We start from the raw sequence: 18632 nt of genomic DNA, 5'->3' as shown, positions 1-18632 counted from the left end.
CAGCCCTACGACTGCTTTTTGCGCGCCGCCGACGCTTTGATGAGCGGCGGTGCTACCCCTCTGGTGACCTCATACAGAGCGTCCAACACCCAACGCATCAAAGGATCGTGCTGGTAGCGCTGATGCCAGATGGCATACATGGGCATGCTGGGGCAGTTTACCGGCGGCGGTGCTTGCCCAAAACCGGCCAGTTGCGAGACCGCCAAATGGGAAGGCAGCGTTGCCAGACGCTGCGTGCCTCGCAAGAAAGGTGCGATGGCGGCGAAGCCCGCCACACTGACAACGAGCTGGCGTAGCACGCCCTGCTCGGCCAGGTAATCATCAATATCCAAGGCGCGATAAGGCTCGTACACCACCGTGACGTGCTCTGCTTCCAGGTAAGCCTTCAGATCTGTGGGCGGCTGGCGCGCTTGTGCGTCGTAGAACACCGCATAACGTGTGTCGAACAAGCGTCTGTGCATGATGTCGGCCCCTTCGGGCAGCCGAGGCGAGATCGCCAGCAAACAGCGATCTTGGCGCAACATCTCCAGACTGGGAATATTCGAGGGAATCACCCGTAGACGCAAGCGTGGCGCTTGACGCCGCAAGCGCTCGAATAGCTCAGGCAGCAGTAGGTCGCGCTGCAAATCGCCTGCGGCAATGGTCAAAGTGAAATCCAGCGACCCAGGATCGAAATCGGCACGGCTACTGAAATGACGTAACTGATCCAGCAGGCTGCGGGCCTGCTCGACCAAGCTAGCCGCCTGCGCCGTCGCCACCACCGAACGCCCCGATTTCACAAACAAGGGGTCGCCCACTATGGTGCGTAACCGACCCACCATATGACTGACAGCGGATTGTGTGACGCCCAAGCGACTGGCTGCGCGGGTGATGGAGCCCTCTTCGTAGACCACCACCAGCACACGCAATAAATGGCCGTCCAGATTCAAATGATTAATTTCTTTCATGAATCATATTAGCAAATCCCCATTTATTTTATGCGTTGTGACACAGATAATGAACTCATTCTCTTTCAGGAAGACCCATCATGCAACGCTACGAAACCCAGCGCACCATTCCGGGCACGCCGATTTTCGACAGTCAGACCGCCCGTCGTGGCTATGCACTGAACAAAATGTGCTTCTCTTTTAACAATCAGGCCAACCGCGAGGCTTTCCTTCGTGACGAAGCGGCCTATTGCCGCAAATTCGGTCTAGACGAGGAGCAAACCCAGGCCATATTGAAACGCGATGTGCTGACGCTGATCAGCGTAGGCGGCGGCGTATATTTTCTGGGCAAGCTGGTCAGTGGCGTACTAGGCCTGGACATGCAAGATCTGGGCGCACTGCAAACCGGCCTGAGCAAAGAAGCCTTCCAACAAAAATTGAATGATGCGGGGAAATAATCATGGCTAAGATCGTCGGTATCATGACCACTTCACACGTGCCCGCCTTGGGCAAGGCCATCGCCAAGAACCTCCAGAGCGATCCCTACTGGAAGCCCTTCTTCGACGGCTTTCCACCCATCCATGAGTGGCTGGAGAAAGTCAAACCAGACGTTGTGGTCTCTTGCTACAACGACCACGGCCTTAACTTCTTTCTCGACAAGTTGCCTACCTTTGCCATAGGCACGGCTCCCGAATACGTCAGTGAAGACGAAGGCTGGGGCATTCCGCCGCAACCCAGTTTTCCGGGTGCTGAAGACTTGTCATGGCATTTACGCGACAACTTGGTGCGCGATGAGTTCGACGTGGTCAGCTGCCAGGAGATGCTGGTAGACCACTCGTTCACCCTGCCCATGGCGCTGCTTTGGCCGCATCAAAAATGGCCGGTAAAAAGCATACCCGTGGCCATCAACACCACGCTGTTTCCCATGCCGTCCCCACGCCGTTGCTTCAAGCTGGGCGAAGCCATAGGCCGGGCCATTGCCTCCTATCCGGAAGATCTCAAGGTGCTGGTCATAGGCTCGGGCGGTTTGTCGCATCAATTGGAGGGCCAACGCGCCGGCCATATCAACAAGCCTTTCGACGAACGCTTCATGGACAGCATGCTGAACGACCCGCAGTGGGCCACCCAATTCAGCGATGTGGATCTGGTCGAGCAGGTGGGTAACGAAGGCGTGGAACTGGTCAACTGGCTGGCCGCGCGCGCCACGGTGCCGGGGCGGGTAAAACTGGTGCACGCCAGCTACCACATCCCTATCTCCAACACCGCAGCCGCCACGATGTTGATGGAACCCATCTAAGGCCGGTCACAATCTCGGCTTGCATCCCGCGCGTTTTTACATTGCAATCGCGGGTATGCAAACCGGGAGCCCGTCGTGGATTTAAAACAGTTGGAGTACTTTGTACGCGTGGCAGAGCTAGGCAGCTTTACGCGTGCCTCCATCGTATTGGACGTTGCCCAGCCGGCACTCAGCCGGCAGATACGCAATCTGGAAGTGGAGTTCGGCCAGAACCTGCTGCTGCGCAACGGGCGCGGTGTCAGCCTGACTGACGCGGGCAAGCTGCTGCTGGGATACAGCCGTGGCATCTTGCATCAGGCCGAGCGCCTGCGCGAAGAAATGAGCCGCGCACGTGGGGCATTGGTGGGTAAGGTGGCTTTGGGCTTGCCCCCCAGCTTGCTCAAGCTGCTGGTGGTGCCGGTGCTTAGCGCCTTCAAGCAACGCTTGCCGGCCGCTACGCTGGTCATACGCGAAGGCCTGACCGCCAGCATGCAGGAATCCCTGATTTCCGGCAGTTTGGATATGGCCTTGCTCTATAACGCGTCTTCGTCTCCCGACATAGACCTGCTGCCCCTGGTAGAAGAAGAGCTGTTCATGGTGGCCCGCGCCGACGACGCCAAGGTACCCAGCGTGGTGGCCGCCCGCAGCCTGCCCAATTACCCCTTGATACTGCCCAGCCGCCCGAATGCCACCCACATGCTGGTAGAAAGCGGCCTGGCCCATTTAGGGCTGCGCCCCAACATCAGCGTAGAAGTTGACGGGGTGGGATCGATACTGGACTTGGTGCAATGCCATTTTGGCTATGCCATTTTGTCGGCCAATGCCGTAACGGCCTTGGCCAATGACAGCGGATTCAAGCTTTGCCGAATCGTAGAGCCCAAGCTTAGCGCCAAGATTGCACTGGGGGTGAATTCCAACCGGCAAACCACCGCCATGCAACGCATTCTGATGGAAATCCTGCAAGAAACAGTGGGCAGGCTGCTGACCGATGCCAAGGCGCCTTAAGGCCCTTGGCCGGCCACCAAGGCCTGCCCACGACTATGCCGGAAAATGCTTATTGCACCAGTTTCCAGCCGCCCTTTTCAACCTGCACCAAAGCTGCGGAGCGTTCGTCTACGCCGGTGTGATCGGTGGGCGTCATGTTGTATACGCCATGCGTGCCCACGAGTTCTTTGGTTTGCTCAAGCGCGTCGCGAATGGCTGCACGGAATTCAGGTGTGCCAGGCTGGGCTTTCTTTTTGGCTTCGGCAACGGCATGGTTGGCCAGCAGATTGGCGTCCCATGAGTAGGCCGAGAAGGCATTGTGACTGCCAGGGCCGTACTCGGTGTCGTAAGCCTTGATGAATTCCAACGCTACCTCTTTGATAGGGTTGCTGTCGGGCAACTGCTCGGCCACGATCACCGGCCCTGTTACCGCATAAGCGCCTTCGATCTTGGAGCCGCCTACGCGCAGAAAGTCTTTGTTGATCACAGCGGGGTTGTGATAAATGGGCCCCGTGTAACCGCGATCGCGCAGCGTGGTATGAGGCAAGGCGCCGGGTGTACCGCTGCCCCCGATCAGAATCGCGTCGGGCTTGGCGGCAATCAGTTTGATAACCTGGCCCATGACGCTGGTGTCGTTACGCGCATAGCGTTCGTTGGTAAGGACTTCTATGTCTAAATCTTTGGCATGGGCGGAAAACCCGTTATAGACCAGATCGCCCCACACGTCGGCGAAACCTATGTAGGCCACCTTTTTAACCCCCTGGGCTTTCATGTGGTCGGCCACGGTTTTCATCATGACGCTCATGGGCTGAGGCACCGAGAACGTCCAGTCGGAGCCCGCATTGGTACCTGGCAAAGGCGAAAGCGAAATCTGTGGTGTCTTGGTTTCGGATGCCACCTCGGCAACGGCCACGGCAGACGGCGTAGTGCCCGAACCTATGATCAGATCGACTTTTTGTTCTTGCACCAGTTTGCGTGCGTTGCGGGTGGCGCTGGTGGGGTCGGTACCGTCATCCAGAATGGTGTAGTTGACCTTTTCGCCACCCAGCGTATCGGGCATGACACTGAAAGCGTTGCGATAGGGAATACCCAGCGAGGCCCCAGGGCCCGTAGCACTGACGATGACGCCAACGTTGACATCAGCATGGGCTGCGCCTGCTATGCACAGGCCGATCAGCGTGGTAAGAATTTTTTTGCTTGTCATAGTTTGTCTCCTGGTTTTGTATAAGGTGCTGTCAAATCGATTCATGCACAGGCTGAAGTCAGCGCTGGATGCAGCATGCCATCAAGAGGCCAGTGGCCGCAGCCCCATGATTTCCCTTGCTTCAGTAGCGGTGGCGGGTTCATAGCCCAGTTCACGTACCATGCGCACCAGGCGTTCTACCAACTGCACATTGCTTGCCAGTTCACCCTGGCGGTAATACAGGTTGTCTTCCAGGCCGACGCGCACGTGCCCGCCCAGCAACAGCGAGTTCATGGCAGCGGGCAACTGAGCGGCACCAATGGCGCTGACGTTAAAGATGGACTTGGGCGGCAGATGGTCGACCATGGTTTGCAACAAGCGCGGCGTGTAAGGCAGCGCCCCCTGAAACGCATTGACCCCCAACACGATGTTGATGAAATGCGGCGCGGTATCCAGGCCTTCGGCAATAACGCGGCTGACGTCCTGAACAATGTCTGCCAAACCGAATACCTCCCATTCAGGCTTGATGCCGCGCTCTTGCATCATGCGCGCCAACTGACGAATGCGCGAGGGCATGGTGGCCACCATGATTTCTTTGCCGCCAAAACTGGCGAAAATAGATTGTGCGTCCAGCGTGCACATTTCCACGCCTTCGCCTTCCAGCCCTTTCAGGCGCTCTTCCCAGCGGATCTCCCAGTATTCGGTATTACCTACCTGGTGCACCATGTCGCCGTTGATGCCCCCGCCCGTGGAGTTGTTCAACACGATGTCGCATTTATCGCGGATAAGCCGGTTGATGCGGGTATAGACCGCGGGGTCGCAGGTGGCTTGATCATCTTCGCGCCGGGCATGCACGGCCACCACGCTGGCACCGGCGTTGTAGCAGCGATGGACGTCGTCGGCGATTTCCTGGGGTTGGGTGGGCAAGTTGGGGTTTTGCTTTTTACTGGCCATGCCGCCTGTGGGGGCCACCGTGATAATGACTTTGTTGGTGCTCATGAAAACCTCTCGGGTAAGCGTTAAAAACAAGGCTAGGCCAAACTCATTTGACGGGCAATGATCAGGCGCATGATGTCGCTGGTGCCGCCGCCTATCATGGGAAAGTAAGAGTCACGCAAAAAACGCTGGGCGGGAAATTCGTTCATCAAGCCATAGCCGCCAAAAATAGACAACGCCTTCTGGCATATTTCATTGCAGCCGTCGCCTGCGGCAATCTTGGCCATCGCCGCTTCGGTGGTAATGGGCTTACCCTGATCAGCCAGGGCTGAGGCGTAATAGGTATAAATGCGCACCTGCTCAAGCTGGGTCAGCATGTCTACCAGCTTGAACTGCACGGCCTGGAACTTGCCTATGGCTTGGCCAAATTGCTTACGCTCGCCCGCATAACGCACGGCGGCATCGCAGGCCGCCTGCGCAGTTCCCAAGGCCAGGGCTGCGGTAAAAATACGGTCTACCGTAAGGGACTGATACGCTTTCTTGAAGCCGCCCCCTTTACCATCCCCCAGGCAATGATCGTCAGGCACGAACACGTCTTCGAAGACCAATTCGCCCGTATCCGAGCAGCGTATAGAGAACTTATCCAGCTTGCGGCCCACCCGAAAACCTGGGGTTTGAGTGTCGACGACAAAGAGCTCCAGCCCCTTGGCGCCCAGGCTTGGGTCTACGGTGGCCACTACGGTAATGAAATCCGCCACCGTGCCATTGGAAGTGAATATTTTGCTGCCATTAAGCAGGTAGCCGCCTTCCACCCGCGTGGCGCGGGTGCGCAGCGAGGCCACGTCGGAACCGGCGTCGGGTTCGGTGATGGCAAAGGCGCCTATCTTTTCGCCACGCAAGGCGGGCAGCAGATAGCGCTCACGCAAGGTGTCATTGCCCCATTCGTGCAGCGTGTGCGTGGCGGTCGACCCCTGCATGCACACCGCTGCGCCAAAACCCATAGATCCGCGCGCCAGCTCTTCGCACAAAATTGTGAAGGCCGTGTAGGGAAAACGCATGCCCGAGCCGCCTACCGACTCGGGGTACATGGCGCCCATATACCCTAGCGCGCCTAATTCACGAAATAGCTCGGCGGGAAACTCGCCTGACTCATCCAAGGCCTGGGCTTGCGGCGTTAACCGCTCGTCTACCCAACGCGCCAGATGGTGGCGGAATTCGACGATTTCTTCGTCATGATGATGCATGGGGGGCCTCCTCTGGTACGCTGAATTTTTGTCTTAGCGTTTTCTTGACGATTTTCCCCACGGCGCTGGTCGGCAATTGCTGCTCGATGAACACACGCTTGGGGCACTTGTAGGCAGCAAGATGCTGCTTGGCATAAGCAATAAGCGCCGGTTCTGACAGCGCTTGCCCATCTTTAAACACAACAGCGGCCACCACTTTTTCCACCCATACCGGGTCAGGAATACCGAACACCGCCACTTGGGCAACGGCAGGATGCTGGTAAAGCACTTGCTCCACCTCGCTGGGGTAGACGTTCTCACCGCCCGTCACGACCATGTCTTGCTTTCTGTCTACCAGGTACACATAGCCTTCATCATCGACATGGCCCATGTCACCCGTGTGAAAGACGCCGTCGCGTAACGCAGCGGCGGTGGCTTGCGGGTTACCCCAATAGCCCAGCATCATGTAGGCGCCTCGAGCGGCAATTTCGCCGCCTTGCCCCTGCACCAAGCATTGCCCGCTGTCATCAACAATGAGCAACTCATTCTCTGGCAACACCCGTCCACAAGACGCCAACAAATGCGACTTGCCCGCCTCTAACGCGACAAGATGGTCCGCTTCGTTCAGCACCGTCAACATACCGGTTTCGGTTGCACCATAAGACTGCAGAAAACCGCAGTGCGCAAAGGCTTTCATGGCTTGCTTAAGCAATACCACCGGTATAGAGGACGCGGCATAGAAGATCAAGCGCAGGCTGCTTAAATCGGCCTGCGCCAGGGCTGGGCTGGCCAGCAAGGCACTGATCATGGTGGGCACCAGATGCACGTGCGTAATCGCGTCACGCGGGATGCGCGCCAGCACGGCCTCGGGGTCGAAGCCCGGCAAGATCACCGAGGTACAACCCGCGCTGTAGCTGGCGTGCAGGTAATACCACATGCCGCCCACATGAAAGAAAGGCATGACGGCCAGTGCACGATCGGCAGGCTTTAATTGCAGCACCTGTTGGGCGGAAACCCTGGCATTGCCCAGTATGCCTCGATGGCTTAGGGCTACTCCCTTGGGCGTGCCCGTGGTGCCACTCGTGTACATCAGGCAGATGGCGTCGTCGGGGTGCAGGGGCGAGCTTGGCTGCGGCTCTTGCTCCGAACCTTGAGCAAGCACCTCTTCGTAGGCTGCCCAACCCTGGCGAGCGGCCCCAATAATGATAAACAAGCGGGTAAACGCCAGCTCCGTGCGCAAGCTGTCTATCAGCGCTGCGTGCTGCTCATCGGCAATCACGACTGCCGGCTGACTATGGGCCAGCAAGCTCGCCAGCTCCTCGGGAGCCAAGCGCCAATTCAAAGGCACCACGACCATGCCGCTTTTGGCCAGGCCATAGGTTTCTACGTAGGCCGTGCAATTTTTTGCCAGTATGGCTACCCGCTCGCCCTTGACGCAGCCGTGGCTGGCCAAAGCATGGTTCAGGCGGTTGACGCGTTTATCGAAGCCTTCGAAGCTAAGACTATTGCCATCCACATCGACGAAAGCCGCCTTGGCACCGTACTGACGCGCCAGCGTGCGACTCAGATCTCCCCACAAGCGAATGTCGATGTCCATGGTGCATGGGCGAAGCTGGCAAGCGCTCGCCGCCCCCTCCCTAGTCTTCGCCTAAAGGCGCGGTCATCTGACGCTGGAGCTTGAGCAAGGTGGGCAAGTTCTCATCGCGCCACCGTATCCAGTCTTCTACCGGCCTGTGCCTGGCAATTTCTTCAGTGGTTTGCACCAACTTGGCTCGTGTCTGCTCATCCATAACAGGGCTGCCCAAATCATTCCACCAGCCCTCGATGGCATCGCCGGCATGATCCAATATGCCTTTCAGGCCGCCGGCACCACCCGCCAAATGCAGAGTCAGCAGGCCGCCCAACAGCGTCCAACGAGGCGCCAAGCCGTAGCGCACGGCATCATCGATGTCTTCCGCGCTGGCAATGCCGTCTATCAGGCAATGCACTGATTCGCGCAGCAAGGCAAATTGCAAACGGTTGGCCATATGGCCAACCGCCTCGCGCTTAAGCCTGACGGGGTGTTTACCCACCCGTCGTGCAAACTCCATGGCCCAATCCACCACCTCGGGCGAAGTTTGCTGCCCGCCCACCACCTCGACCAGCGGCACAAGATGGGTGGGATTGAAGGGGTGAAGCACCACCAGACGCTCGGGACGCGCGCAAGCCTGCTGCATCAAGCTGGGCTGAATGCCGCCTGTGCTGGAAAGAATGATCTTGGAAGCCGGTGCATGCTGATCCAGCTCAGCCAATATCTGTGCTTTCAATTCGGGGCGCTCAGGCGCATTCTCTTGCAGCACATCGGACACTTGCGCCAGCCGCTGAAGCGAATCAACGAAAACCAGTCGCTCGCCCGGCACCTGGGTCTCGGGTGGCAGTTCGCACAGCGCCAATACCGAAGGCCAGGCCTCTTGAATGAAAGCGCGAGCCAAACGTTCTGCATCGGGATCGGGGTTGTAGGCGTAGACGCTCAGGCCCTGGGCCAAGAACAAGGCTGCCCAACTGGCCCCCACTGAGCCGGTACCGACCATGCCCACAGACTTGACCTGCTCGACGGGTAGCAGGGGCGAGGATTGACGACTCATGCTTGAACTCCAACTGGAAAGACTGGCATTCCTTATCCTAACCAAACCCCGTCCTTAACCGTTAATGATTTGGCGCTATAGTTATTACCCATAAATCGGGTAAGCATCAGCAGTGGAGGCAATGGCCGTGGACTATCACTTGCTTGAATATTTTCTGCGCGTGGCCGAGCGCGGCAGTATCAACCGCAGCGCGCAAGAACTGCATCTGTCGCAGTCGGCGCTTTCTCGGCATATGGCCACACTTGAACACAGCCTGGGCGCCAGCTTGTTTCACCGCACGCGCGGGGGCGTCACCCTGACCGAAGCGGGTGAGCTGCTGGCTCAGCGCGCCGGGCCCATTCTGCGCCAGCTGACTTTGCTGAAAGAGCAAGTGGGTGACAAGGCAGCCGGCCAGCTGGCCGTGGGCTTGCCGGCTTCGTGGCACCACATTTTTACAGCCGACTTCATTACCCAAGGCATCAACGATATGCCGGGCGTAAAACTTCGCATTTTTGAGGGCGCCAGCAATGCGCTAAGCGATCATATGTCGGCAGGTTTGGTGGACTTGGCCGTACTGCCCTTCAAGTCCGCATCCATGTCGAGCTATGCGCAAACCAAGCTATTGCGCGAGCCCACGGTACTGGTAGGCCCTGAAAGTGCATGTCTGAAACCTGACGAAATCTTGGACACCAGCCGCTTGGCGGGTTTGCCCTTGGTACTGGTCAATCGGCCCAATGGTTTGCGTATGCAAGTTGAAAACGCCTTGGCACGCAGCGAGTCGCGCTTCAACCTGATAGCTGAGGCAGACACCGTCGCCATAGGGCTGGTCATGGCGCGCCGGGCCGGCGCTTACATCGTGTTGCCGGCCTGCGCACTGTTTGATCAGGAAGTATGCAAAGGCTTAAGCTGGTCGCCCCTGAAAGGCATCTACTTGACGTGGTCGCTTTATGTCAACGAAGCCCGCACACACTCGCTGGCCGTCCGCGAAGGACGTCGCCTGATCGTAGAACTCGTGTCGCAACATTTCCGGCAGCGTCATTTGCTGCCGGACGATGTGCAGATGTTCGTTTGAATTCAGGTTTCCAATTCGGGACACCAGCGCCTTGGATCGCAGCAGCCGACGACTGCTGGACCACTTTCTGTAAGAAGCGTGTGTGGGTCGCCCGACTTAAATAGGCAAGGCCGTTGTACGCTTGACGCGATCAAGCACAAAGCTGGTTTTGCAGTCTTGCACGCTGGGATGACTCAAAAGGGTATCCAGGACAAAGCGCGAGTAATGCGCCATGTCGGCCACCACCACGCACAACAGGTAATCCATTTCGCCTGTCAGGGCGCTGCATTCCACCACCTCGGGCCAAGTTTGCACTGCGGCCCGAAAGCTATCCATGGGGTTGCGTTTATGCGTGGCCGTGAATTTCTCTAGACGCACGTTCAGGTAGGCGGTAAGGCCCAGGCCCACGCTTTCGGGTTTGAGCAAAGCCACGTAGCGTGCAATAACGCCGGCTTCTTCCAGCCTTTTGACGCGACGCAACGCAGCCGACGACGACAAACTGACTTTGTCGGCGAGTTCATCGTAGGTGATTCTGCCGTTTTCTTGCAGCGCACGAAGCACCCGAATATCGATGGAATCCAGTTGAATTTCTGTAGCCATATTTCATTTTACGCAGTTTTCGTGCGTAAAAATCATTTTCCCTAGCAAGATTGCAGGAATCCTGCGCAGCGCTTTCAGTATCATGAACAGATACACGCAACGCTATTGCTCCCCAGGAGAAACCATGGCTGATCTATTTGAAAACCCCGCTGGCCTGGATGGCTTCGAGTTCGTTGAGTTTGCTTCGCCCAACCCTGATGTGCTTGAGCCCCTTTTCAAGCAAATGGGCTTTACCGAGGTAGCCAGGCATCGTTCTAAAGACGTTTCCCTATACCGCCAGGGTGGTATCAATTTCATTGTTAACCGAGAACCCAAAAGCGAAGCCGGCTACTTTGCCGCCGAGCACGGGGCTTCGGCCTGTGGCTTGGCCTTTCGCGTACGCGATGCGCACAAGGCCTACAACATGCTGCTGGAAAAAGGCGCGCGCCCCATCCATATTGCCACCGGCCCTATGGAACTCAACCTGCCTGCCATTCGAGGTATAGGCGGCATGCCCATATACCTGATAGACCGCTACGAAGAGGGCAAGTCTATCTATGACATAGATTTCGAATGGCTGGACGGCGTCGACCGCCACCCCCAAGGGCATGGCTTCAAGGTGGTAGACCACTTAACGCATAACGTGTACCGGGGCCGCATGGCTTACTGGGCCAACTTTTACGAGAAACTCTTCAACTTCCGCGAGATCCGCTACTTTGACATCACGGGCGAATACACCGGCCTGACCTCCAAGGCCATGACGGCTCCCGATGGCAAGATCCGTATTCCGCTTAACGAAGAAGCCAAGCAAGGCGGCGGCCAGATCGAAGAATTCCTGATGCAATTCAATGGCGAAGGCATACAACACATTGCCTTGCTGTGCGACGACCTGATCAGCGCCATAGACAAGCTCAAGCAAGCAGGTGTGCCGCTGCTAACCGCCCCCAACGACTTTTATTACCAAAACCTGGATGGGCGCCTGCCTGGCCATGGCCAGGCTGTAGACCAACTTCAGGCTCGCGGCATCTTGCTGGATGGCACCACCGAAGGGGGCCAAGCTAGGCTCTTGCTGCAGATTTTTTCCGAAACCTTGCTGGGCCCCGTGTTCTTCGAGTTCATTGAGCGCAAGGGCGACTACCGCGAAGGCTTTGGCGAAGGTAATTTCAAGGCGCTGTTCGAATCGCTGGAACGCGACCAGATCCATCGCGGCGTGCTGCAGGCCACCGAATGAAACGCCTGACAGACACTGAGCGCGAAGCCGGCCTGGCCACCCTGCCCGCTTGGGCATACAGCCCCGAGCGTGGCGGTTGCATCAGCCGCAAGTTGGTGTTTGCCGACTTTGCTCAAGCCTTCGCCTTCATGACCCAGGTGGCCCTACATGCCGAAAAAAGCGATCACCACCCCGAATGGTTCAACGTCTACAACCGGGTCAACATCACCCTGACTACCCATGATGCAGAGGGGCTTAGCCAACGTGATTTGGCAATGGCAAAGATCATAGACGCACTGTACTTGCCCTTTACCGCCCTCAAGCAGGTTTGAAGCACCTGCCCGCTTCTTACGGAGGCCCCTTATGCTGTATGAAACCTCAAGCCCTGCCCATGGCCTAGCCGCCGGCACTCCGCCCAGCCCGAACTGGGTGATCGATCAAAATTGGGAAAACTACACCGCCCAAGAACACGGTGTCTGGAAGACGCTTTTCGAACGCCAAAGTCGCCTATTACCCGGTCGCGCTTGCAAAGCCTTCCTAGAGAACATGCAACACCTACCCATGCGGCCCGACGAAATTCCAGATTTTCGTCGGCTCTCGGAGGTGTTGATGAGGCACACGGGATGGCAGCTGGTTGCCGTGCCCGGCATGGTGCCCGATGAAGTATTTTTCACACACTTGGCCAATAGACGCTTCCCGGTCGGGCAGTTCATACGCAGCCCCGAGCAGCTTGACTACCTGCAAGAACCCGATGTCTTCCATGATGTATTCGGACATGTGCCCATGTTGATGAACCCCGCCCTGGCCGATTTTTTGCATGCTTATGGCCAAGGCGGCTTGCGTGCGCAAAAGCTGGGGGCGCTGGACCAACTGGCCCGCGTGCACTGGTACACGGTTGAGTTCGGTTTGCTGCAAGAAGACGGCGCCTTGCGCATTTATGGGGCCGGCATTGCTTCCTCGCGCACTGAAAGCGTGTTTTGCCTGGAAGACCCTTCGCCGCATCGCATCCGTTTTAATCTGGAAAGAGTCATGCGTACCCACTACCGCATCGACGATTTTCAAGAATGTTATTTTGTCTTGCGCGACCTGGACGAGCTGTTGGAACTGGCACAGGTAGACTTTGCGCCCCTTTACCAAAGCAGCGCGCAACAAGCCGTGCTGCAACCCGGCGACATCCTGGCTTCCGACGAGCTTTACACGCGCGGAACAGGCGCCTATCACCACGCCAAGCGTGCCTGAAATTTTTATTTTTTAGTCTTTCACGCAGAAGTACCTCCCCGCTTTATGGTATGCCGCTATGGGCATTTTAGGTTTTATGCTGTCACATAAACTCACATATCAGCGAGCGCATAGAGCCCGCATCGCATGCGGCCTCCGGGAGAATCAAAAATGAACAAGCTTCCTCGAAGCAAACTGTCGTTCCTGCTGGCAGCCGGCGCTTCAGCCGTGCTGTTGGCAGCCTGCTCCAGCAGCAACGACTCAGCTCCCGAGCCTGACCCCGTCCCGCCCACCACACAAAAATCCAATATTCTGTTTGTTGTCATAGACGACTTCGGTCTAGACCAGCTGACCTCTTACGGCTATGGTGGTGCAGTTCCCCCCAAGACCCCAAACCTGACCGCCATTGCCAAGGCCGGCCTGCAATTTCGCCAGGCTTGGTCCATGCCCACCTGCACGCCCACGCGCGCCACGTTCTTTACCGGTCGCTACCCCTCTAGCACCAATATTCTGAACGCCGTGGTTTCCACCGACCTGGCCAATTCCGAAATCTCACCTTATGAAGTCACCCTGCCTAAGCTATTGCGCAGCCAAGGCTACACCAGCGCGCTCATAGGCAAAATGCACCTGACAGGCACCGATTTAGGCACCGCCGCCAATCTGCCTTATGGCCACCAGACCATGTGGAAACTAGGTTGGGATTACTTCGATGGTTATCTTGACGGCGCCCCCTACCCCATAGACACCCGCGCCGGCCTGAGCAATCTGGCTGAAGGTACGCATAAATGCGGCTTCGTCTCTAACACCACCATGGACCCGACCAACGGCGCTGATAGCGGGGCCTGCTACTTCGTCACCAATAGTTGCGAACCCATCAGCCGTAGCGCCCAGATTCCCACGCCCGGCCGTAGTTGCATGGAACGCGGCGGCATCTTCGACCCTGGTCAGTCTTGCCAGTCCAGCCTGCCTACGCATCTGGATTTCACCACTCAGAACGGCTATTACACCGGCGAATTCGTACAAAGCTGGCCTGATGGCCGCACCCGCAAGGTCGGCGCCACCGACCCCAGTGCGCGTGGCTATCGCAGCACCATGGAAACCGACCGCGCCGTAGCTTGGGCCGCCCAGCAAGATCAGGACACCCCGTGGATGATGTCGGTGGGCTACTCCGCTGTGCATGCACCCTTGCAAGTGCCCCCCTTGGCCTTGATCTCTGAAACCACCCCAGGCCGCAACGACAACCTGCTGTGCTCACCCGCCAGCGATCTGGAAGGCGTGCCCGGCCAGATTACCGGCTTGATCGATGACCATATCATCACCAACCTGATGGTAGAGGCCATGGACAAAGAAATCGGCCGCCTGTTGGTAGAGCTGAAACTCGCCACCTGGAACCCAGACGGCACCCTGAACTACCAACCCGAGAAAACCAATACGGTGGTCGTGGTCATGGGCGATAACGGCACTTACGTGAACAGCGTCAAGTTCACCGCCCCCGGCCAATTCGACCCCACACGCGCCAAAGGCTTTCCGTATCAGACCGGTGTGTCGGTACCCCTGCTGGTTGCCGGCCCTATGGTTGAACAGCCGGGGCGCGAAGTCTCGCATCAGGTCAGCTCGCCCGACCTTTACCAACTGTTTGCGGAAATCGCGGGCGCCGACCTGGCCACCCAAGTGCCCAGCAACCGGCCCGTAGACGCCCAGCCCATGCTGGCTTATCTGACCACCCCCGGCCACGGCGCCATACGCACCCTGAACTTCACCGAGATGGGCACCAATTTCACCAACCCCTCTACCACCGCCACGCCCCAACCTTGCGTGCTGGAAGCCGCGAATGTCTGCTTCACCATCTTCCCCAACAAAGCCTTGTGCGATGACCAAAGCGGCATCTGGTACGGCGCGGGCTCGGGCTTGGCCGGTGTGCCCGCAGACGGCTTCAGCCAATGCGGTCAAGTCATGTCTTACCGCCAGGCCCTAGACGCAGACGACCAGGTAGACGTGTTGCCGGATTCACAAAAGGCGGTCAGTGACGGGCTGTACAAACTGGTACGCCTGGACCGCAAGACCTACACCACCGACACCGCCAACCCCATCAATGCCAGCTATCTGGAAAACGTCAATACCGACGAGCTCTATCAGATAGACATGGCAGTGCCCAACCCCAAACTGGATAGAAGCGGCAGCGCCATTGCCGTGGGCTCGCCCGTTATCACCGCCCCCCTACCCGCCGACGCCCAACAAGCCTATGACAAGCTCAAGGCGGAAATGGACACCCGCGACCAAGTGGCCCGCTATAACTACCTATACGACACTGTGCATTGCCCCGGCGACGGCAACCGCGACGGCGTGGTAGACCAAACCGATCTGGCGAACTGGACGGAGCTGAGCCAGCTGAATCTATACGAAGGCGTAGCCCAATCCAGTTGGTATGACTTCAACCACGACGGCAAGACCGACGCCACCGACCGCGCCATCATAGAAAAAAATATGGGGAAAACCTGCTCGCTAAGCCCTACTTAATGGGCTTAGCAGTCAGGGCATGGGCCAAGTTTTGTATGGAAAGCGGCGCACAACCCTCGGCATCGTTGCTGATGGTGACGTAAGCCGCTTGGCCCGCGCCGGTAATGCCAAGTATCGTGCGGGCCAGCACCGCACGTGTGTGCAAGTCTTCACTTAGCAAAGCATTGAACGGGTCGTGCTTTTTCTGCGCATCGGCGTAGCCATACGCCCCAAAGACCCGGTTCAAATTCCAGCGGCACACCAGCGGGCCGGGCCACAGCGCCCGCAATACCGGCAACTGGTCTTCAATAGGCGGCATCTTGCCATGCAGGCCCAAGCAAAACGTGGCGCCATGCGCCTTCAGCGTATCTACCAGCGGTTGACCCAGTAGTTCAGGGTCTCTTACCTCTACCGCCACGATCACTTCGGGCTTGCCTTCCAGCGCTTGACGCACAGCCGCCAACATGACGCCCAGTTTCTCTAGCAACGCCTGTGGGCGGCTTAGCCAAGCCCAGGACAAAGGACTAAGCTGAAAAACCAACACCCCCAGTTTCGTATCCAAGCCCATCAAGGTGGGCTGCACAAAGTGTTCGACCACCAGTTGCGGATTCAGAAAGTCAGGGTTGGGCTCACGCGCCTTGCCCTCTTCGCTACGCAACTGAGCATCGGTAATACTGGCCGGGCACTTCACCACAAAGCGAAAATCTTTATCCACCTGAGCAGCATAAGCCGCATACTGAGCGATCGTCAGCGGTCGCCAAAACGTGCGGTCTATGCAAACCGTACGTAATAGGGGATGCTGGTGATAAGCCTGCAAACCCTGCTTGGAAAGCACACTGGGGGCGTAATCGCCCTCCCAGACCAAACCCTTCCAACCGGGGTAAGACCAGGTGGAGACGCCAAAACGCAGTCCCGCAGGCAACTGTTGCGCAATCTCCAGCCACTTTTGCCCCTCCAAGGCTGGCTTCACCTTGGAGGCTGCTTTTCGGGGGGCTGCCACCACTTTGCTTTGAGAGGGCTGGGGCACTGCAGTGGGTAAGGCGTCACCGCCAAAAAGATCTTCTTGCATACTTACGATACTGACATAAGACTTAAGTTTTCAACCGCTTCTTAAGGAGCCCTGACATGGCGGAAACCTCAAGCATATGGCAGGCCTTGCTCTCTGAGTTTTCGGACATGGGCGACCTGCGCCAAGCCACCATTATTCTGCTTAGGCTAGGCCTGGCCGTCATATTGGGGGCGGCCATAGGCTACGAACGTGAGCGCAAGGGCAAAGACGCCGGGCTACGCACCCATATTCTAGTTTCCATGGGCGCCGCGCTGTTTGTCATGGTGCCGGCTCTTAGCGACATGGACGAGGCCTCCACCAGCCGCGTCATACAAGGCGTTATCTCGGGCATAGGCTTTTTGGGTGCAGGCGCCATCATCAAACAGCAGGCCGACCAAGAGGTCAAAGGCCTTACCACCGCCGCTACCATCTGGGTGGCAGCAGCCATTGGGGTCGCCGCCGGCTACGGCAAAGAAGCCACCGCTATCGCCAGTACTTTGATTGCCTTGTTTGTATTGACGATATTACGAAGGTGGGAGCAGTGAAGATGGGTGACTGCAAGGCCGTGCCGGGATAACCGTCTTCCATCCACCTTACCGTGCTTAGCGAGGTGCCAATGCGATGGAAACGGTGTGCTTCACCGTGTGTGCTACCGAACCGCTGTGCAATGCTCATGCAAACTCAGGCATTACCGGGCTATATTCGCTGTCTGTTCCTTGCCGCCAAGAATAAACCTTGCAAATATGGAACAATAGCTAACTTAACCAAACTAGTGAGATCTTCATGGGCAACAAAATCGTTACCGAAGCCGACCGCAAACGCACTCCCCCTCCCGTCGCTCCCAAGGGCGTGACCTTCAAGACACAAGGCCGTGGCCAACGTGTAAGCCTGGAGCGTGGCGCAAATACCCACCACAAGAAAAACCCCGGCAAGCGCCCACACTCGGGTTGATCTCCGGGCGGCAGTTCGCCACCGGCCCTTATGCCCACCTAGGGGCGGCACTGACCCTGCCCCTAGGTTTTGGCGCGCGTACCAGCGCACCACGAAAAAAAGCCCAGGCCAAGGCCTGGGCTTTTTTGAATTCTGGAGCGGGTGATGGGAATCACCCAAAGCAGCCAACCCATTGATTAATAAAGATTTTTTCTGGTTATTAAAACCAGAAGTGGCCTCTGAATGTACCACATCACCCCTCTTGGCGAAAGGCATAAATCCACCGCCCTCTGCTGGCAGCTACCGACAGCCACTGCGATCAGGAAGGGAGCGCTTTTGCGATCTGCAGTGCCCTGCGCTCGAACCGTTCGGAAACAGGGTTCGCTTGCCCCTGGGGCCTATGCAGGTGCGTCACGATTTCGTAGGGGCCGTCGTCCAGTGGTCGCATGCTGACTCCCCATCCAGGGGCGTGCTTGATACGCGATTGTGCGGATACCCCGACACCGTAGCCGGCAGAAACCCATAGCGCCATCATCTCGAAGGAAGTCACGTACTGAAGGTTCTGCGGGTCAGCAGGCAGACGCGCGAGCAGCCGACGATCCAGCGAAGAACAGGTCTCAGCCTCCCAGCGAAAGATCGGATAGTTCTGGAGGTCGGCGATGGTGAGCGATGCCTGCTCAAGCAAGGGAAGCCTCAGCGGTATCGCAACGGCCATGTGCTCAATCCACAAGGGCTGGGTTTCCAGGGCCGGATCGCTCGCTCCTTGAAGCGACATTCCCACGTCGTAGCGGCCTTCACGAAGCCCATCAAGCAGCTCGTCACCTGCCACTTCAAAGAACGTGATGCTGACCTCGGGTTCTTCCGCTCGTTGCAGCGCGAGCAGCGCCGAGAGCTGAGATGACGATACGCCTGGCGCAATCGCAAGCCTGAGGTGGGCGGGTTGGCTGGTGATGTTGTCCACGGAGAACC

At 57.7% G+C, this 18632-nt stretch carries 19 protein-coding genes; 10 read left to right on the top strand and 9 right to left on the bottom strand.

Annotation, left to right across the window (positions count from 1 at the left end; genetic code table 11):
• Positions 1-5: 5 nt before the first annotated feature.
• Positions 6-947, bottom strand: a complete 942-nt coding sequence (locus tag H0484_RS08600; RefSeq protein WP_226954167.1) for a LysR family transcriptional regulator — start codon at positions 945-947, stop codon at positions 6-8.
• 80 nt (positions 948-1027) lie between these two features.
• Between H0484_RS08600 and H0484_RS08595 the strand changes: the two genes are divergently transcribed.
• From H0484_RS08595 to H0484_RS08585, 3 genes are all read left to right on the top strand, one after another.
• Positions 1028-1384 carry a protocatechuate 4,5-dioxygenase subunit alpha gene (locus tag H0484_RS08595; protein ID WP_226954166.1) on the top strand — a complete coding sequence of 119 codons (357 nt, stop codon included), beginning with the start codon at positions 1028-1030 and terminating at the stop codon, positions 1382-1384.
• A 2-nt stretch (positions 1385-1386) separates the two neighbouring features.
• Positions 1387-2223 (top strand): class III extradiol dioxygenase family protein, encoded by an 837-nt coding sequence (locus H0484_RS08590; RefSeq protein WP_226954165.1) that lies wholly within the window; start codon positions 1387-1389, stop codon positions 2221-2223.
• Positions 2224-2298: 75 nt separating this feature from the next.
• Entirely contained in the window at positions 2299-3207 is a 909-nt protein-coding gene (locus tag H0484_RS08585; RefSeq protein WP_226954164.1) for a LysR family transcriptional regulator, read from the top strand.
• A 49-nt stretch (positions 3208-3256) separates the two neighbouring features.
• Here the strand turns inward: H0484_RS08585 and H0484_RS08580 are convergent, their stop codons facing one another.
• From H0484_RS08580 to H0484_RS08560, 5 genes are all read right to left on the bottom strand, one after another.
• Positions 3257-4390, bottom strand: coding sequence for an ABC transporter substrate-binding protein (locus H0484_RS08580; RefSeq protein ID WP_226954163.1), 1134 nt, complete (start codon positions 4388-4390; stop codon positions 3257-3259).
• Positions 4391-4471: 81 nt separating this feature from the next.
• Positions 4472-5368 (bottom strand): BKACE family enzyme, encoded by an 897-nt coding sequence (locus H0484_RS08575; RefSeq protein WP_226954162.1) that lies wholly within the window; start codon positions 5366-5368, stop codon positions 4472-4474.
• Between the two features lie 32 nt (positions 5369-5400).
• Positions 5401-6549 carry an acyl-CoA dehydrogenase family protein gene (locus H0484_RS08570; RefSeq protein WP_226954161.1) on the bottom strand — a complete coding sequence of 383 codons (1149 nt, stop codon included), beginning with the start codon at positions 6547-6549 and terminating at the stop codon, positions 5401-5403.
• The gene (locus H0484_RS08565; RefSeq protein ID WP_226954160.1) at positions 6536-8125 is read right to left on the bottom strand and encodes a class I adenylate-forming enzyme family protein; all 1590 of its coding nucleotides are present in this window, start codon (positions 8123-8125) and stop codon (positions 6536-6538) included. Before H0484_RS08565 ends, H0484_RS08570 begins: the two co-directional genes overlap by 14 nt.
• A gap of 40 nt (positions 8126-8165) precedes the next feature.
• Positions 8166-9152, bottom strand: a complete 987-nt coding sequence (locus tag H0484_RS08560) for a 3-hydroxyacyl-CoA dehydrogenase family protein (RefSeq protein WP_226954159.1) — start codon at positions 9150-9152, stop codon at positions 8166-8168.
• A gap of 127 nt (positions 9153-9279) precedes the next feature.
• Between H0484_RS08560 and H0484_RS08555 the strand changes: the two genes are divergently transcribed.
• Positions 9280-10203, top strand: coding sequence for a LysR family transcriptional regulator (locus H0484_RS08555; RefSeq protein ID WP_226954158.1), 924 nt, complete (start codon positions 9280-9282; stop codon positions 10201-10203).
• A 96-nt stretch (positions 10204-10299) separates the two neighbouring features.
• Here the strand turns inward: H0484_RS08555 and H0484_RS08550 are convergent, their stop codons facing one another.
• Complete coding sequence (locus H0484_RS08550) at positions 10300-10782, bottom strand: Lrp/AsnC family transcriptional regulator (protein ID WP_226954157.1); 483 nt, start codon at positions 10780-10782, stop codon at positions 10300-10302.
• Between the two features lie 124 nt (positions 10783-10906).
• Here H0484_RS08550 and hppD point away from each other — a divergent pair, with 124 nt between their 5' ends.
• The 4 genes from hppD (at position 10907) to H0484_RS08530 (ending at position 15706) form a co-directional block, all read left to right on the top strand.
• Complete coding sequence (gene hppD / locus H0484_RS08545; protein WP_226954156.1) at positions 10907-11992, top strand: 4-hydroxyphenylpyruvate dioxygenase; 1086 nt, start codon at positions 10907-10909, stop codon at positions 11990-11992.
• The gene (locus tag H0484_RS08540; RefSeq protein ID WP_226954155.1) at positions 11989-12303 is read left to right on the top strand and encodes a 4a-hydroxytetrahydrobiopterin dehydratase; all 315 of its coding nucleotides are present in this window, start codon (positions 11989-11991) and stop codon (positions 12301-12303) included. Before hppD ends, H0484_RS08540 begins: the two co-directional genes overlap by 4 nt.
• A 31-nt stretch (positions 12304-12334) precedes the next feature.
• A complete protein-coding gene (gene phhA / locus H0484_RS08535; RefSeq protein WP_226954154.1) occupies positions 12335-13210 on the top strand; it encodes a phenylalanine 4-monooxygenase in 876 nt (291 codons plus the stop codon).
• A 150-nt stretch (positions 13211-13360) separates the two neighbouring features.
• Positions 13361-15706, top strand: a complete 2346-nt coding sequence (locus H0484_RS08530; protein WP_226954153.1) for a sulfatase-like hydrolase/transferase — start codon at positions 13361-13363, stop codon at positions 15704-15706.
• Here the strand turns inward: H0484_RS08530 and H0484_RS08525 are convergent.
• A complete protein-coding gene (locus tag H0484_RS08525; protein WP_226954152.1) occupies positions 15699-16754 on the bottom strand; it encodes a DUF72 domain-containing protein in 1056 nt (351 codons plus the stop codon). The two genes, H0484_RS08530 and H0484_RS08525, sit on opposite strands and share 8 nt — an antisense overlap.
• A 56-nt stretch (positions 16755-16810) precedes the next feature.
• Here H0484_RS08525 and H0484_RS08520 point away from each other — a divergent pair, with 56 nt between their 5' ends.
• Together H0484_RS08520 and H0484_RS08515 are read left to right on the top strand one after the other, a co-directional pair.
• On the top strand, positions 16811-17278 hold the full coding sequence (locus tag H0484_RS08520; RefSeq protein ID WP_226954151.1) for an MgtC/SapB family protein: 468 nt from the start codon (positions 16811-16813) through the stop codon (positions 17276-17278).
• A gap of 238 nt (positions 17279-17516) precedes the next feature.
• On the top strand, positions 17517-17684 hold the full coding sequence (locus H0484_RS08515; RefSeq protein WP_226954150.1) for a hypothetical protein: 168 nt from the start codon (positions 17517-17519) through the stop codon (positions 17682-17684).
• 298 nt (positions 17685-17982) lie between these two features.
• Here the strand turns inward: H0484_RS08515 and H0484_RS08510 are convergent, their stop codons facing one another.
• Entirely contained in the window at positions 17983-18624 is a 642-nt protein-coding gene (locus H0484_RS08510) for a substrate-binding domain-containing protein (protein WP_033982394.1), read from the bottom strand.
• Positions 18625-18632 lie beyond the last annotated feature (8 nt).

Source organism: Mesopusillimonas faecipullorum (assembly GCF_020539505.1).
GTDB classification, from domain to species: Bacteria; Pseudomonadota; Gammaproteobacteria; order Burkholderiales; family Burkholderiaceae_B; genus Mesopusillimonas; species Mesopusillimonas faecipullorum.
This window is presented reverse-complemented; position numbering and strand designations above follow the sequence as displayed.